The sequence below is a fragment of the Winogradskya humida genome (assembly GCF_016862215.1).
GTDB classification, from domain to species: domain Bacteria; phylum Actinomycetota; class Actinomycetes; order Mycobacteriales; family Micromonosporaceae; genus Actinoplanes; species Actinoplanes humidus.
This window is the reverse complement of record NZ_BOMN01000027.1, coordinates 111194-125197: the sequence shown is the minus strand read 5'-3', so window position 1 is coordinate 125197 and position 14004 is coordinate 111194. Positions and strand designations below refer to the sequence as shown.

Genomic DNA, 14004 nt, shown 5'->3' with positions numbered 1-14004 from the left:
AGTTCATGCACCAAGTGCAAGTTGCACTGAGTGCAAGAGAGCTAGCGTGGGGGCATGACCGTGCGAGAGCTCAAGAAGCGCGAAACCTGGCGCCTCGTGCACGGCACCGCGCTGCGCCTGATGACCGAGCGGGGCTTCGACGCGGTCTCCGTCGACGACATCGTGGCCGCCGCGGGCATCTCCCGCCGCACGTTCTTCAACTACTTCGCCGGCAAGGAGTCGGTCGTCTTCGACCCTGATCCCGGCGACCCGGAGCTCTGGGACCGGCTGCTGGCCGAGCGCCCGGCGGGGGAGCCGCTCTGGATCTCCCTGCGTGAGCTGCTGCTCGGCTACACGACCGCCACCGCCGAGCGGATGATCCTGCAGCGTCAGGTGCGCGCCGCCTCGCCCGAGCTCGCCGGGTGCTCCCGCGAGGTGGCCGACCGGTTCTGGGACGCGATCCGGGCCTGGGCTCCCTCGAATCTGTCCGACTTCCAGCTGGATCTCACCATCAACGCCGCGCGCACGGTTCTGAACACAGCCTGCCCGCACTGGGCCCCCGACGACGGCATCACCGGCCTGCACGCCCTCATCCGGGCCGGCTTCGACACTCTGGATTGGACGACCGATGAGTCGCGTACCCCTGTCCGTTCTTGACCTCGCCACCGTGCGCGAGGGGCACAACAGCACCGACGCGCTGCGCGGGACGACCGAGATCGCCAAGACCGCCGACGAGCTGGGCTACTCCCGGTTCTGGGTCGCCGAGCACCACAACGCCCCGGCCGTCGCCTCCACCTCGCCGCCGGTCCTGATCGCCCACCTCGCCGCGAACACCGGCCGGATCAAGGTCGGCTCGGGCGGCGTGATGCTCCCCAACCACATGCCGTTCGTCGTCGCCGAGCAGTTCGCGCTGCTTGAGGCGCTGCACCCGGGCCGGATCGACCTCGGCATCGGCCGCGCGCCCGGCACCGACCAGGCCACCGCCGCCGCCCTGCGCGGCGTCTCCCCGCACCTGACCGTCGAGCAGTTCCCCGACCACCTCGCCATGGTGCTGGCCCTGCTCGGCGACGACCGGGTCACGCCCAAGGGTGTCGAGCGGCTCCAGGCCACGCCGTTCCCGGAGACGTTCCCCGAGGTGTGGATGCTCGGCTCGTCCACGTACGGCGCTCAGGTCGCCGCCGCGCTGGGTCTGCCCTTCTGTTACGCATATCACTTCGCGATGAGTTCCGACGTGGACACCGCAGCCCGGCTCTATCTCACGAACTTCAAGCCGTCCCCGCGCTTCCCCGAGCCGCACCTCATGGTCAGCGCCTCGGTCATCGCCGCCGGCACCACCGAGGAGGCCGACTTCCTCGCCGGACCGAGCCGGATCATGGCGCTGAGCCTGCGCACCGGGCGGCTCGGCCCGATCGTCTCCCCGGAGACTGCAGCCGCCACCGAGCTCTCCGACCTGGAACGCGGCCTGCTCGCCCAGCTCCCCGGCACGCAGTACGCAGGCACCGCCGACGAGGTGGTCGCCGCCCTCGACACGCTCGTGGAACGCACCGGCGCCAAGGAGCTGATCCTGGCCGGCACCCAGTTCGACCCGGAGACGCGCAAGGACTCGCTCGCCCGCATCGCCAAGGCCTGGGGGTTGTAAAACCGGGCTGCCGAATCGCCCGGGACGGACGACAATCGGGCGATGGCTTGGCAGATCACTGAGAACGTCGACGAGTTCCTGGCCGCGGCCGGTGACTTCCTGCGGCAGAACCCGGTCGAGAACACCGTCCTGCTCACCGCCGCCGAGTCGGTCCGGCGCAGTGGCACCGGGACGGGCTCCGCACTATTCGGCTGGGCGGCGGACGCGGTGTTCCTGCACACGCCGCCCTTCCCGGCGCTGCTGTCGGCGATGCCCGCCGACGCCGCGATCGCGCTGGCGGACGCCCTCGAAGGCCCGCTGCCCGGAGTGACCGGCCCCGAGGCCGCTGTCGAGGCATTCGCCGCCGAGTGGCAGCGGCGCACGGGCTGTTCCGCGTCCGTGTCGAAGCGCATGCGGCTCTTCCGGCTCGGCACGCTGGTGCTGCCGCCACGGATGCCGGTGGGCGCTGCCCGCGTCGCGGTCGCCGCCGACCGGGCCGTGCTGCTCGACTGGACCGGGGAGTTCTTCCACGAGGTGGGCGAGATCACCGACATCGGTGCGTTCGTCGACGACCGCATCGCGTACGGCGGCTATGTGTTCTGGGAAGTCGACGGCAAACCGGTTGCCATGGCCAGTGCCACCCGCCCCGACTCCGGCATGGTGCGCATCCAGGCGGTCTACACCCCCAAAGAAAACCGGTCCCACGGGTACGCCGCCGCGGCCACACACGCCATCTCCCGGCTGTTCCTGGACGGTGGCGTCACCGAGGTGTTGCTCTTCACCGACCTCGCCAACCCCACGGCCAACGCCCTCTACCCTCGGATCGGCTACGTCCCGCTGTGGGACCGGACCACGATGGAGTTCACGTCATGAGCGTCACGGGCAGGGTTCTGCAGGTCAACATCGCCGTCCCGGAGCAGAGCAGCGCCAAGCGGGTCGGCACCACCGGCATCAACAAGCAGCCGGTGACCTATCCGGTGGCGGTCGCGGCACCCGGCGGCGCCAAGGGCACGCTCAGCCCGCAGCACGCGAGCGGTGTCGCCGGCGACCAGATCTTCGACATCCAGAACCACGGCGGGGACGACCAGGCCGTCTACGCGTACGCCCGCGAGGACTACGACTGGTGGGAGAAGGAGCTGGGCCGGACCCTCCCGGGTGGCATCTTCGGCGAGAACCTCACCACCGAGGGCATCACCGTCAACGGCGCCCTGATCGGCGAAACCTGGCAGATCGGCGAGACCCTCGTCCTGCAGACCACGTTCGGCCGCGTCCCCTGCTCCACCTTCCAGGCCAAGATGGGCGAGCCCCGCTGGGTGAAACGCTTCGCCGACCAGAACCTCCCCGGCGCCTACTTCCGCGTCCTGACCCCGGGCAACGTCCAGGCCGGCGACGAGATCCGCGTCATCGCCGGCCCGGACCACGGCGTCACCATCTCGGAAGGCTTCTACGCCTGGATGCACGCCCCCGACCTGCTCGCCCAGTTCGCCGATCTGGAGGGCCTGCCGGAAAGTTTGCGCGCCGAGATCCGCCGCAAACTCAAAATCTAGGAGCGGATCAGCCTGAGCGCGGCCTCCGTGGAGGAGCCGGGGGCCGCCGTATACGTGATGATGCGGTGCCCGTCCGTCCCCGGCAGGTGCAGCGCCTCGAAGTCCAGGTCGACATCCCCGACGACGGGATGATGGAGGTACTTGGACCCGGAGGTGCACACCTGCACCGGGTGCCCCGCCCAGCAAGCCGCGAATTCTGGGCTCTTCATCGTCAGCTCCCCGACGAGTGCGGCCATCGCCGGATCGTCCGGGTGCTTCCCGGCGATCACGCGCAGCGACGCCACCGCCCGCGCGGCCTCCTCGTCCCAGCGCCGATACAGCTCCCGCGTATGCGGATCGAGAAACAGCATCCGGGTCAGGTTGGGCCGCGCGTCGCGGTCGTAGTGCCCGGCGAAGAGCAGATGCCCGAGCTCGTTCCAGGCCAGCACCTCGGTACGCCGCCCGAGCACCAGAGCCGGCACGTCCCCCATGGCGGTGATCAGCCGCTCGACACCCGCCTCGACCGTCGTCGTCCGGCTCTTCGCCACCGGCCGCGGCCGGGCGATCTCATGCAGGTACGCCCGCTCGTCCTCGCTCAGCACCAATGCCCGGGCGATCGCCTCGATGACCGACTCGGACGCGTTCGTGCTCTGCCCCTGCTCCAGCCGCGTGTAGTAGATCGGGCTCACCCCGGCGAGCCTGGCCAGTTCCTCGCGCCGCAATCCGGGGACCCGCCGGGCGCCGTACGACACCAGGCCGACGTCCTCGGGCCGCACCCGGGACCGCCGGGTCCGCAGGAAATGGGCCAGCTCGTCGCGCATGCCACCATCGTGCCCGGTCCGCGGTCACCGTGCCTGATCCTGCGAGTACTAGTCAGACCACGGTCCTGGCTGCCCCCGGGGGATCGGCCCACGGTGGGTGCCATGAACGCTCTCGCCCTGGTCCTGCTGGCCGCCGGCTTCACGCTGGCGGTCGACTTCTCGATCCTCACCGTGGCCTTACCTGTCATCGGCACCGATCTGGGGTTCTCCCTCTCCGGCCTGCAATGGATCGCCACCGCCTTCGCCCTCAGCGCCGCGGGGTTCACGCTGCCGTTCGGCCGGGCCGCGGACCTGTTCGGCCGGCGCCGCATGTTTCTCGCCGGCATCGCGCTGCTCGGCGTCTCCTCCCTGGTGGGTGGTCTGGCCACCACTCCGGCTGTGCTGCTGGCCGCCCGTGTCGCCCAGGGTCTCGCCACCGCGGCGATCACCCCGGCGTCGCTGTCCCTGCTGACGACGTCGTTCCCGCAAGGCCCACGCCGGGACCGTGTCCTCGGTCTCAACGGCGCCCTGATGGCGGCGGGATTCACCACGGGCGCGATCCTCGGTGGCGTCCTCACCGGCGTGCTGAGCTGGCGCTGGGCGTTCTTCGTCAACGTCGTCGTGGCAGTGGCGGTGCTGGCCGTGGGTCCGTTCGTGCTGCCATCGGACGTTCGTGCCGCCCGGCGCCCGGCCCTGGACCTGCCCGGCGCCGTGCTGGTGCGGGTGCTCCGGCGGCGTACGGTCGCGGTCGGCAACCTGGCCGGCTTCCTGGCCTTCGCCACCGAGACGTCCCTGGTCTTCCTGCTGACCCTCTACCTGCAGGAAGTCCTCGGCTATCCACCGCTGACGGCAGGTCTGGCCTTCGCCGTCCTGGGCCTCGGCACCATCCTCGGCGGTGTCCTCGGCCCGAAGGTGATCGCCCGCCTGGGCAACGCACCCCGCGCGATCCTGCTGGGCCTGCTCGTCCAGGCCTTCGCGACGATCTCGCTGGTCCTCCTGGGCCAGTCCCGCGCCTGGCTGCCGTACCTGCTGGTGGCGACGTTCGTGGGTGGCGTAGCCAACCTCGTCGCGATCGTGGGCTTCACCGTGACGGCGACCTCCGGCCTGCCCGACGGGGAGCAGGGCCTGGCGGCGGGTCTGGCCACCCTGAGCCAGCAGCTCGGCATCACCCTGGGCATCCCGGCGATGTCCGCGATCGTGACGGTCGTCCTCCCCGATGTCCTCACGGCGATCCGGACGGCGACAGCGGTCAACGCGGCGCTGTGCCTGCTACCGCTGCTTCTGGTTGCGCGCCTGAGCAATCAGACCCGGCAGGCGGAACAGCACAGTGAGAATTACGGCTAGGACGGCGACGAGCAGGCCTGCCGTGGCCTCGCCGGTGATGATTGCCGTCGTGGCGCCGGACACGACGGCGGAGGTTGCCGCTGACAGCACCAGGACCTTGCGGCTCAGCGGCACCTGCCGCAGCCCCGGCGTGCTTCCCGCCGCGGTGCCGGCCATGCCTGCCACGATCAGGACGAGCAGGGCCCACATCAGGTGGGGAGCCACGCCGTCGCCGCTCGGGTCGAGCGCAAGCCAGCCGAGCGCCAGGGCGAGCGCGGCAATGAAACAGGCCACCCCGGCGGCCAGGAACCGGGCCTTGCGGATCAGCGCCGTCAGGCTTCCCACGGCCGGGTGGGCAGGGTTGATCCGGCGGGCGTGGGTGACGAGCGGTTCGATCACGCCCAGGTCGGCGCCGCAGCCCAGTTCGCCCTGGGCTGCCAGGGTCAGGGCCTCGGCGTCGTCCGGGTCCAGGGCGAGGGCCCGCCCGGCGTCGGCCCGCAGCTCCGCCCACTGTTTGAGGCCGAGGTGGGCCAGCGCCCGCATCCGATGTGCCGCGGGGACCGCCGGATCCAGGGCGATGGACCGGTCGGCCGCGGCGACCGCTTCCTCGTTGCGGTCCAGGCCGATCAGCGCACCGGCCAGGCGGTGCCACGCCACGGCATCCTCCGGATGCTCCGCCAGCAGACCTTCCAGCAGCTGTACGGCGTCCGCGAACCGTCCATCGCCGACAAGTTCCTTCGCCTGGCTCAATGTGTCCCGCACGGCGCCACCATAGGCGATGGCGTCTGTACGATCTGCCGGTGCCGAACCAGACCGTGGGCGATGACGTCCTGGAAACCCCCGCCCTGACACCGGATCGGGACCCGGTGCCGCTGTGGCTGCATCGCGGTCTGACCCTCTGCGCGGTGATGGCCCTGGTCGTCGGCACCCGTACGTTCTGGAACGTGCAGGCGCTGCCCCGCCCGGGTCTGGCGCTCGTGCTGACCGGCGGCTACATCGTGATGCTGATCGCCGCGATCCTGGCGCTGTGCGTGTCCACCGGCAGGGCGCTGGCCAGGGTGGACGTGCTGGTGCTCGGCACGGCGATCGTCATCAAGCTGATCGGCGCGTGGCCCAGCATCACCGGCGAGAAGACGATCGGCGTCGACGAGGGCATCCTCATGGACTACGCCACGCGCACCCTGGCCGAGGGGCACAACCCGTACCTGGCGACCTGGCCGGATCTCGCCGTCGCGCTGCCCACGCAGCTGATGAACGGCGATGGCGTCTTCGACTTCGCCTACCCGCCGTTCGGCGTCGAGGTCAGCGCCTTGCTGCAGCGGGTGTTCCCGTCCGGTGTGGCGGTCGTGGTGCTGGCCTGGTTCGCGCTGATCGTCACCGCGATCATGCTGTTCCGGATGGCGCCGGTCCCGTTGCGGCCGGTGGCGACCGTGGGGGTGCTCGGGCTCGGCACGCTGACGAGTTATGCGAACAACGCGTACCCGTCGCTCATCGCTCTTCCGCTGTTGTGTCTCGCGGTGTGGAAGTGGACCGCGACCGGTCGTGGCGGGCGCCTCGGCCGCGACGGGCTGCTGCGCGCGGTCGCCCTCGGCCTGGCCTGCTCCACCCACCAACTGGGCTGGTTCCTGGCCCTGTTCCTGGTGACCGGCATTGCGGTGCTGCGCCTCGGCGACCTCCCGCTGCGCCGGGCCGCCGGAGTGGTTCTGCGTTACGGGCTCGTGGCGCTCGGCGCGTTCGTGCTGACCAGCGCCCCGTTCCTGGTGCTGTCCCCGCACGCGTGGCTGACCGGGGTCTTCGAGCCCCTGCTGCAACACGCCGTCCCGCACGGCCAGGGCATCATGGGCATCTCGTACTACCTGATCGGCGGCAGCGGCGCGCTCGACTTCTACGGCACCGCCTCCCACGTCCTGCTGGTTGCGATGTTGATCACATACGCGCTGAACCTGCGCACGGTCGGCCCCGCCGCCGTGGTCCTGCCCTGGCTGGTGTTCATGGTCTCCACCCGCTCCCAGGACGGCTACTGGGTCCTCACCATGCCCCTGTGGATCGTCGCCCTCCTCACCACCGGCCGCGACGACTTCGCCGACGCCTACCGCTTCAACTTCCGGCTCCCCGCCCGCGCCGCCCGAGCCGCAACCGTGGCCCTGTTCCTGCCGACCGTGGCCTGCCTGGCGATCGCCATCGCCACCCCGCAGCCCCTGGACATGACTGTCACCACACCCGTCACCCGCGGCCAGGCCTTCAAAACACTGACCGTCGAGGTGGAGAACCGGTCCTCCCGGGCCGTCGCCCCAGCCTTCGCCGTGACCACCGATATCGACATCTCCGAGTACTGGAAAATCTCAGCCGGCCCGGAAACCCTGGCCCCGCACGCCACAGCCGCCTACACCCTGACCCCCAACACCACGACGTGGAAGCCACCGGTCAAGGGCATCGCGATCCTGCGCGCCGTCTCCGACCGCCCCCAGACCCTGAGCAGTCAGTACTTGTTGCGCTGAGGGAACGACTAAACGCCCTCGAGAGTGCGGTTTCACAACTCTCTGAGGACGTTCTGTGCGCCTTCGGCGGCTGAATACTGCTTCTGTTTCCCAGCGTGTTCCGGTCGGCGCATCGAACCTGGGCTATTGCGGATCTTCGCCGATCTAGATTTTATCCGCGGCGCTTCGCACTTTTAGTCATTAATGTGATTTAAGTAAGTTTGGGGGGTTTCGTCGTGATCGACATCCGGCTGGTGTAATTCTCAGTGATGGACTGGACACGTGCAGTCACTATCAACCTATGAAGATGGTTCGATTCGTTCTCGCTACGGGAGTAATGACGCTTGGCCTCGTCGGTGCGATCGTTGTATCGCCTTGGATCATCAGGCCGTTTTTAGGTCAAGCTGAAGAGTGGCGCGAGCTGTCGGATGTCGGCCAAGCGTATGGCGGCATCTCTGCCATCCTGTCAGGGCTCGCCTTCTGCGGGATCGCCGTCTCGTTACTGCTCCAATGGCGCCAGGTTCGTCTGACCCAGCTACTGGCCACTAGGGAGCGGCATTTCGAGCTCGTGAAGCTAGGGCTCGAAGATCCAAGTCTGATATTCCCGACATCCCTGGGTAGGACAGTGGTTGAGAGGAGGCAGGTTGCCTATTTCAACCTCTGGGTTTCGTACTGGGCGATGCTCTGGGATGCCAGTGATATGGGTGCCTTGGAGGCGCGGGTGCACTTCGATGAGCTCTTCGGAGAAGAAGTCGCTCTCAACTGGTGGACGAGGAGCGGCGCAACATGGAGTACCGACCCCGACAGGCGGCGGAGAACGTTCATGGCGATTGCGCATGCGGCATACAGGGATGCCATCAGTGCGCGAATCGACGAGCGTGACCGAACTATGAGCGAGGCGGGTGACAATCGCGTTGATGCAAAATCTGATCCAGCCAGTGCTGCGGAGGGGTATGCAGGGGACCTCTAGAGGGATGGCTGGACCAGAGGACGCGACGACGGATTGCCGGTGTCCGACAAGTTTCACGATCTCATCGATGGCGGACATGGAGCGCCCGGCGGCGGTGACCGGATCGCGATAGATGGGTCAACGGTGGCCAGACTGGCGGGTGGGGGAGCGGTCGCCTCAAGGTGTTCCCGTGATGCTCTTGCAGGCCTTGGTAGGGGCCAGATTCACTCAGGCCGTGCCGGGCCCAACGAGAACGGCCCCGGAGTGCGTTTCCGCAGCTACCGGGGCCGTTCTCCTTGCCTGTGGCGGGTGCAGGATTCGAACCTGCGAAGGTTTCCCGACGGATTTACAGTCCGCTCCCATTGGCCGCTCGGGCAACCCGCCTGGGCATCGCTGCTTCAGTCTCCCTCAACAGCGGACAACAGAATAGCTGTAGCGACGGGTGGTTCCGCAACCGGGTACGGTCGGCATGTCGGGGGCCCTGTGGCGGTCCTCGTGGACATCGATTCGTGGCCCAGCAGTTGGAGTCTGATCATGGCAGCCAGCCCGTCGTTCGACATCGTGAGCAAGGTCGACGGCCAGGAGGTGGACAACGCGTTCCACCAGACGGAGAAGGAGCTCGGGACCCGGTTCGACTTCCGGGGGACCGGGACGACGATCGACAAGTCGGGGGAGAACGGGGTCACCATCACCTCCGAGACCGAGGAGCGGGCCTCCGCCGCGCTGGACGTCTACAAGGAGAAGCTCATCAAGCGGAACATCTCGCTGAAGGCGCTCGACGCCGGCGAGCCGCGGCAGTCCGGGAAGACCTACAAGATCGACTGCAAGGTCGTCGAGGGGATCGAGACGGACAAGGCGAAGGTCATCAGCAAGAAGATCCGCGACGAGGGCCCCAAGGGCGTTCAGGCGCAGATCCAGGGCGATCAGCTGCGCGTCACCGGTAAGAAGCGGGACGATCTGCAGGCCGTGATCGCGCTGCTCAAGCAGGAGGACTTCGGCGTCGCGCTGCAGTTCATCAACTACCGGTAAGGGGTGCGTTCGTGATCGATCCGGTCGTCGACCTGCAATGGGTGCGCGAGCGCGGGGACCGGGTCGTTCTCGCCGACGTGCGGTGGTACCTGGACGGGCGGTCCGGGCGTGAGGCGTACGTGAAGGGGCATCTGCCGGGTGCGGTCTTCATCGACCTGGATCGGTGGCTCGCCGCCCACGGGTCACCCGCCGAGGGCCGGCATCCGCTTCCGGACCCCGGGGTCTTCGCGGAGGGTATGGCAGCCGCGGGCATCGGGGACCAGGACACCGTCATCGCGTACGACGACGCCGGCGGCGTGATCGCGGCCCGGCTCGTGTGGATGTTGCGGGTCACGGGGCACGATGCGGCGCTGCTGGATGGCGGGCTCAGCGCGTACAAGGGAAGTCTGGTGAGCGGACCACCCACCCGCAGCCCCGCTGATTTTGCTCCCAGGCCCTGGCCGCAGGAGCGGATCGCGACCTTGGAAGAGGCCGCGGCCGGCCCCGGTGTCGTGCTGGATGCCCGCGATGGCGCCCGGTTCCGTGGTGAGGTCGAGCCGGTCGATCCGCGGCCGGGGCATATTCCGGGCGCCCGCAATCTCGCCTGCCGGGAGAATCTCGACGAGTCGGGGCGTTTCCTGCCGGTGGAGCGGCTGCGTGAGCGTTTCGCCGAGGTCGGGGTCGTGAAGGGCAGCGATGTCATCTCCTACTGCGGCTCCGGCGTCACGGCCTGCCACAACCTGATCGCTTTGGAGCACGCCGGGCTCGGAGCCGGGCGTCTCTACCCGGGTTCGTGGTCGCAATACAGCGCGACCGACCAGCCTGCGGCTACCGGGGATACTGCCCGCCCTGCGGCTACCGGGGATACTGCCCGCCCTGCGGCTATCGGGGATTAGGCCCGGCCAGTCCGCGCGCCGTGTCCGCCTCGCCGGGGTCGAAGCCCTGATGGCCCGTCAGCTCGTGCTGGCGGGCCTGGTCCTCGATCCAGCGGTTGTGGGTCTCCCATGCCGACTGCTTGCTCGTCCCCAGGGCCGCGCCGATCTGCGTCCACGACGCCCCGGCGCCCCTCGCGGTGCGAACCATCGCCTGCCGGCCATATCCGGCCTTGCGGATGACGACTTCGCTGAGCGCGAGCAACTCCAGTGATTCGCTCCGGGAGAGGGTCTCGGTGTCCTCGTCCCCGGTCATCGCCGCCAGCGCGTCGCGCATCCGAAGCTCGTCATAACGCGTTGTTGCGGTGGAGAGCGTGTGTTGTTGCTCCAGTTCGTCAGGAGTAGTCATGTCTTCACTCTCACGTCAAGTACTCCTGACGTCAAGCTGACCTGACGAGGACCAGGTGAATTGCCCTCACATCTGCCATTAAATCGGGCTCAAAGCCGTCAATTTTGCGGCTTGGATACGCGTGAACACCTCAGCCGTTCAGCCAAGATTTCCGGAGATGCGGCCTCGACCCGCCGTTGGGCGCTGTCTGACGGACAGCCCGTGTGGCACCATCATGAAACCCCCCGCCCGAAGCACTTTTCTTGTTCTAGGAGCCAACATGTCTGCAAGGAAGCTGGGCCGCTTCGCCGGCTTGGTTTTCATGCTCGTGGCGCTCGCCGGCGGCAGTGCCGCAGCGGTCTCCGCCCAGCATGCCGCCGGGGGTTCTGCCACGGCATCGGTTCAGGTCCAGCTCGTTGACATCGACTGGGGCTGACCGGACCACCGTTCATGAGGCAGTAGCGCCAAACGGTTCGATGACGAGGAGCGCGCTGTGGCCGGACGATCATCTACGCGCGGGGGATCTCCGCAGTACGCGTGGCTGGTCACCAGTCCACTTGCGCTCTTCGCCACGATCAGCCTGATCGTCTACTGGCTGCACGGGGCCGGCTGGTGGCATGAGTGGGCCTGGGGCCTGCTGCTCACGGCGGCCTTCGTGGTCGCGCACGTCAGCGTCTTCAACGTGGTCGTGCGCCAGCAGGTGCTTCTCGTCGTCCTGAATGAGATACCCCTCATTCTGGCGATCTACTTCCTGTCGCCGGTGACGGTCATCCTGGCGCAGACGATCGCGAGCCTGATCACGCAGCTGTGGTCGAGGATGGACGCGACCAAGACCGCGTACAACGTGGCGAAATCCGCAGCGCGTACGGCCGCTGCGCTCGTGGTGGTGTCCTGCCTGCCCGAGATTCATCATGCCGGGCCCGGCACCTGGGGGATTCTCGCCGCCGCGGTCGCCACCAGCTCCGTCGTCAGCTGGCTCTCCTACGCCGGCGTGATCACTGTGGTCCAGGATCTGCGGGCGGGGCAGGAAGCCCTGCGGGCCGGCTCACAGACCCTCATCACCGCGGCCATCAACATCGTCGTCGGGCTCGTCTTCCTCGTGGCACTCGACGCGACCTGGTGGGCGGCGGTCCCGCTGGGCGTGCTCCTGCTCGCTCTCGCGCTGGTGCTCCGCTCGTTCTCCGAATTCTTCCGCCAGCACCGGACCCTGACCGAGGTCTACGAGCTCACCCGGGCGATGCGCGAGGAAGGCAACGACGGCAGCCTCCCCGACGTGCTGCTCAGCCCCGTCCGCAAACTCATGCGCGCCGAGTTCGCGACGCTGTGGCTGGCCGACCAGGGACTGCACCCCGAGGTGCTGCTGACCTCCCGAGTGGACGGCAAGGGGCTGCTGGACATCTCGCCGACCCCGGCACCCGTGCGGGAGCAGGCCGTCAAGACCGGCCGGACGGTCTCGGTCGGCAGCCGCTTCCCCGCCACCCCGCACCTGCGTCCCTATCTGCGGGAGAGCGGGGTCAAGGACGTCGTGGTGGTGCCGCTGCGCTCCGGGCAGACGACGGTGGGCAGCCTGGAGGTCATCAACCGGCTCGGTGACGCACTCAGCTTCCGCGACGCCGACGTGCAGGTGCTCGAGACCATCGCGGCCCATGTGGCCGTCGCGGTGGAGAATTCCCGGCTGGTCGGGCGGCTGCGCTACGACGCCTACCACGATCGGCTGACGTCGCTGCCCAACCGGCGCCGGATCACCGACGCGCTCGCGGAGTCCGTCAAGGTGCGTGCGCCCGGCGAGGTCGTCGCGGTCATGCTCTTCGACGTCGACGGTCTGCGTGACGTGAACGAGTCGATGGGGCACGCCAACGGCGACAAGCTTCTCGCCGAGGTGGCCGAGCGGCTGCGGGGGATCGCCGGGGCGGGTGCGCTGGTCGGGCGGATCGGCGGCGACGAGTTCGTTGTCACGCTGCGGGCCGAGAGCACGGAGGAGGCCGTACGGCTCGCCACCGAGATGCGCGAGCAGCTACGTGGCCCGATGGCCGTGGGGACGCTCACGCTCGATGTGGACACCGCGGCGGGTGTCTCGGTGCATCCGGACCACGGCGACGACCCCGAGGCCCTGCTGCGGCGTGCTGAGCTCGCCTCCAACGCGGCCAAGGCGCTTCCGTACGGCGTACAGCTCTTCCATCCGGCCCTGGAGTCCCGAGCGGTCCGCCGCCTGGGGCTGGCGGCCGACCTGCGCCGCGCCCTGGACTCCGGCGAGCTGGAGGTCCACTTCCAGCCGAAGGTGTCCATCCAGGATCGGCACCTCATCGGGGTGGAGTGCCTGGCCCGCTGGCAGCACCCGGCACACGGCGAGGTTTCCCCGGAGGACTTCGTGGCCGTCGCGGAGCACACCGGACAGCTGCACCGGCTCACCGAGGTCATCCTGACCGCGGGGCTGCGGCACTGCCGTGAGTGGGCCGACGCCGGCCGCCCGCTCTCCATCGCGGTCAACCTGTCGGCCCGCACCCTGCTGGACCCCCGCTTCGTGGACCAGGTCAACGGGTTGCTGCTGCGCTATCAGGTGCCGGCGAGCCAGGTGACGTTCGAGATCTCCGAGCCGGGCATGCTCGGCGAGATCGAGCGGGCGCTGCCCACGCTCTACCGACTGCGAGATCTGGGTGTGCGGCTCTCGGTGGACGATTTCGGTACGGGTGCCTCGTCGCTCTCCTACCTGCGTCAGCTGCCCGTGCACGAGGTGAAGATCGACGACAGCTTCGTGCAGGGCATGGCGACCGACTCGGGAGACCTGGCCATCGTGCGGGCTGTGATCGGTCTCTCGCGGGAGTTCGGCCTGACCGTGGTGGCCGAGGGTGTCGAGAGCGAGCTGACCCTGGACCTGCTCGCTGAGCTCGGTTGCGAGATCGGGCAGGGCTACTTCTTCAGCCGGCCGCTACCGGTGGAGCGGCTGAACATGTGGCTCAGCGCCCAGACCGAGCCCGAGGAGACCCCGACCGGCGAGGTTCGGCGGCTGCGTGCGGTTGGCTGACCCGCTCTGACGTGCGGTTTCGCCGCGCCGGGATACCGATTT

At 68.7% G+C, this 14004-nt stretch carries 14 protein-coding genes and 1 tRNA gene; 11 read left to right on the top strand and 4 right to left on the bottom strand.

Annotated features, from left to right (window positions below; genetic code table 11):
* Nucleotides 1-54: 54 nt before the first annotated feature.
* Genes Ahu01nite_RS11420 through Ahu01nite_RS11405 form a run of 4 tightly spaced genes read left to right on the top strand, consistent with a single transcriptional unit; the run spans nucleotide 55 to nucleotide 3144 of the window.
* Nucleotides 55-636 carry a TetR family transcriptional regulator gene (locus Ahu01nite_RS11420; protein ID WP_203836434.1) on the top strand — a complete coding sequence of 194 codons (582 nt, stop codon included), beginning with the start codon at nucleotides 55-57 and terminating at the stop codon, nucleotides 634-636.
* Nucleotides 608-1618: an LLM class flavin-dependent oxidoreductase gene (locus tag Ahu01nite_RS11415; RefSeq protein WP_203836433.1), complete on the top strand. Its 1011-nt coding sequence runs from the start codon at nucleotides 608-610 to the stop codon at nucleotides 1616-1618. The genes Ahu01nite_RS11420 and Ahu01nite_RS11415 overlap by 29 nt, the downstream gene beginning before the upstream one ends.
* Nucleotides 1619-1660: 42 nt before the next feature.
* On the top strand, nucleotides 1661-2470 hold the full coding sequence (locus Ahu01nite_RS11410; protein WP_203836432.1) for a GNAT family N-acetyltransferase: 810 nt from the start codon (nucleotides 1661-1663) through the stop codon (nucleotides 2468-2470).
* On the top strand, nucleotides 2467-3144 hold the full coding sequence (locus tag Ahu01nite_RS11405; protein WP_203836431.1) for an MOSC domain-containing protein: 678 nt from the start codon (nucleotides 2467-2469) through the stop codon (nucleotides 3142-3144). Before Ahu01nite_RS11410 ends, Ahu01nite_RS11405 begins: the two co-directional genes overlap by 4 nt.
* Here the strand turns inward: Ahu01nite_RS11405 and Ahu01nite_RS11400 are convergent.
* On the bottom strand, nucleotides 3141-3944 hold the full coding sequence (locus Ahu01nite_RS11400) for a helix-turn-helix transcriptional regulator (protein ID WP_203836430.1): 804 nt from the start codon (nucleotides 3942-3944) through the stop codon (nucleotides 3141-3143). The two genes, Ahu01nite_RS11405 and Ahu01nite_RS11400, sit on opposite strands and share 4 nt — an antisense overlap.
* 102 nt (nucleotides 3945-4046) lie before the next feature.
* Here Ahu01nite_RS11400 and Ahu01nite_RS11395 point away from each other — a divergent pair, with 102 nt between their 5' ends.
* Nucleotides 4047-5267 carry an MFS transporter gene (locus Ahu01nite_RS11395; RefSeq protein ID WP_203836429.1) on the top strand — a complete coding sequence of 407 codons (1221 nt, stop codon included), beginning with the start codon at nucleotides 4047-4049 and terminating at the stop codon, nucleotides 5265-5267.
* Here Ahu01nite_RS11395 and Ahu01nite_RS11390 read toward each other — a convergent pair.
* Nucleotides 5193-6008, bottom strand: a complete 816-nt coding sequence (locus Ahu01nite_RS11390; RefSeq protein WP_203836428.1) for a tetratricopeptide repeat protein — start codon at nucleotides 6006-6008, stop codon at nucleotides 5193-5195. The two genes, Ahu01nite_RS11395 and Ahu01nite_RS11390, sit on opposite strands and share 75 nt — an antisense overlap.
* 38 nt (nucleotides 6009-6046) lie before the next feature.
* Between Ahu01nite_RS11390 and Ahu01nite_RS11385 the strand changes: the two genes are divergently transcribed.
* A complete protein-coding gene (locus Ahu01nite_RS11385) occupies nucleotides 6047-7744 on the top strand; it encodes a hypothetical protein (protein WP_203836427.1) in 1698 nt (565 codons plus the stop codon).
* Nucleotides 7745-8024: 280 nt separating this feature from the next.
* Nucleotides 8025-8693, top strand: a complete 669-nt coding sequence (locus Ahu01nite_RS11380; protein ID WP_203836426.1) for a DUF6082 family protein — start codon at nucleotides 8025-8027, stop codon at nucleotides 8691-8693.
* A gap of 282 nt (nucleotides 8694-8975) precedes the next feature.
* Here the strand turns inward: Ahu01nite_RS11380 and Ahu01nite_RS11375 are convergent.
* Nucleotides 8976-9056, bottom strand: a tRNA-Tyr gene (locus Ahu01nite_RS11375).
* Between the two features lie 150 nt (nucleotides 9057-9206).
* Here Ahu01nite_RS11375 and Ahu01nite_RS11370 point away from each other — a divergent pair.
* Both Ahu01nite_RS11370 and Ahu01nite_RS11365 read left to right on the top strand, forming a co-directional pair.
* Nucleotides 9207-9701 (top strand): YajQ family cyclic di-GMP-binding protein, encoded by a 495-nt coding sequence (locus Ahu01nite_RS11370; protein ID WP_203836425.1) that lies wholly within the window; start codon nucleotides 9207-9209, stop codon nucleotides 9699-9701.
* An 11-nt stretch (nucleotides 9702-9712) separates the two neighbouring features.
* Complete coding sequence (locus Ahu01nite_RS11365) at nucleotides 9713-10576, top strand: sulfurtransferase (RefSeq protein ID WP_203836424.1); 864 nt, start codon at nucleotides 9713-9715, stop codon at nucleotides 10574-10576.
* Here Ahu01nite_RS11365 and Ahu01nite_RS11360 read toward each other — a convergent pair.
* Nucleotides 10563-10961, bottom strand: a complete 399-nt coding sequence (locus Ahu01nite_RS11360) for a hypothetical protein (RefSeq protein WP_203836423.1) — start codon at nucleotides 10959-10961, stop codon at nucleotides 10563-10565. The two genes, Ahu01nite_RS11365 and Ahu01nite_RS11360, sit on opposite strands and share 14 nt — an antisense overlap.
* Nucleotides 10962-11220: 259 nt before the next feature.
* Here Ahu01nite_RS11360 and Ahu01nite_RS11355 point away from each other — a divergent pair, with 259 nt between their 5' ends.
* Complete coding sequence (locus Ahu01nite_RS11355) at nucleotides 11221-11376, top strand: hypothetical protein (protein WP_203836422.1); 156 nt, start codon at nucleotides 11221-11223, stop codon at nucleotides 11374-11376.
* A 57-nt stretch (nucleotides 11377-11433) separates the two neighbouring features.
* Nucleotides 11434-13962: a putative bifunctional diguanylate cyclase/phosphodiesterase gene (locus tag Ahu01nite_RS11350; protein WP_203836421.1), complete on the top strand. Its 2529-nt coding sequence runs from the start codon at nucleotides 11434-11436 to the stop codon at nucleotides 13960-13962.
* Nucleotides 13963-14004: the final 42 nt, after the last annotated feature.

Coding starts and splice junctions, on each gene's coding strand:
- Ahu01nite_RS11360 (WP_203836423.1), bottom strand. CDS start 10,961: ATGACTACTCCTGACGAACTGGAGCAACAACACACGCTCTCCACCGCA.
- Ahu01nite_RS11370 (WP_203836425.1), top strand. CDS start 9,207: ATGGCAGCCAGCCCGTCGTTCGACATCGTGAGCAAGGTCGACGGCCAG.
- Ahu01nite_RS11420 (WP_203836434.1), top strand. CDS start 55: ATGACCGTGCGAGAGCTCAAGAAGCGCGAAACCTGGCGCCTCGTGCAC.
- Ahu01nite_RS11355 (WP_203836422.1), top strand. CDS start 11,221: ATGTCTGCAAGGAAGCTGGGCCGCTTCGCCGGCTTGGTTTTCATGCTC.
- Ahu01nite_RS11395 (WP_203836429.1), top strand. CDS start 4,047: ATGAACGCTCTCGCCCTGGTCCTGCTGGCCGCCGGCTTCACGCTGGCG.
- Ahu01nite_RS11400 (WP_203836430.1), bottom strand. CDS start 3,944: ATGCGCGACGAGCTGGCCCATTTCCTGCGGACCCGGCGGTCCCGGGTG.
- Ahu01nite_RS11405 (WP_203836431.1), top strand. CDS start 2,467: ATGAGCGTCACGGGCAGGGTTCTGCAGGTCAACATCGCCGTCCCGGAG.
- Ahu01nite_RS11410 (WP_203836432.1), top strand. CDS start 1,661: ATGGCTTGGCAGATCACTGAGAACGTCGACGAGTTCCTGGCCGCGGCC.
- Ahu01nite_RS11380 (WP_203836426.1), top strand. CDS start 8,025: ATGAAGATGGTTCGATTCGTTCTCGCTACGGGAGTAATGACGCTTGGC.
- Ahu01nite_RS11415 (WP_203836433.1), top strand. CDS start 608: ATGAGTCGCGTACCCCTGTCCGTTCTTGACCTCGCCACCGTGCGCGAG.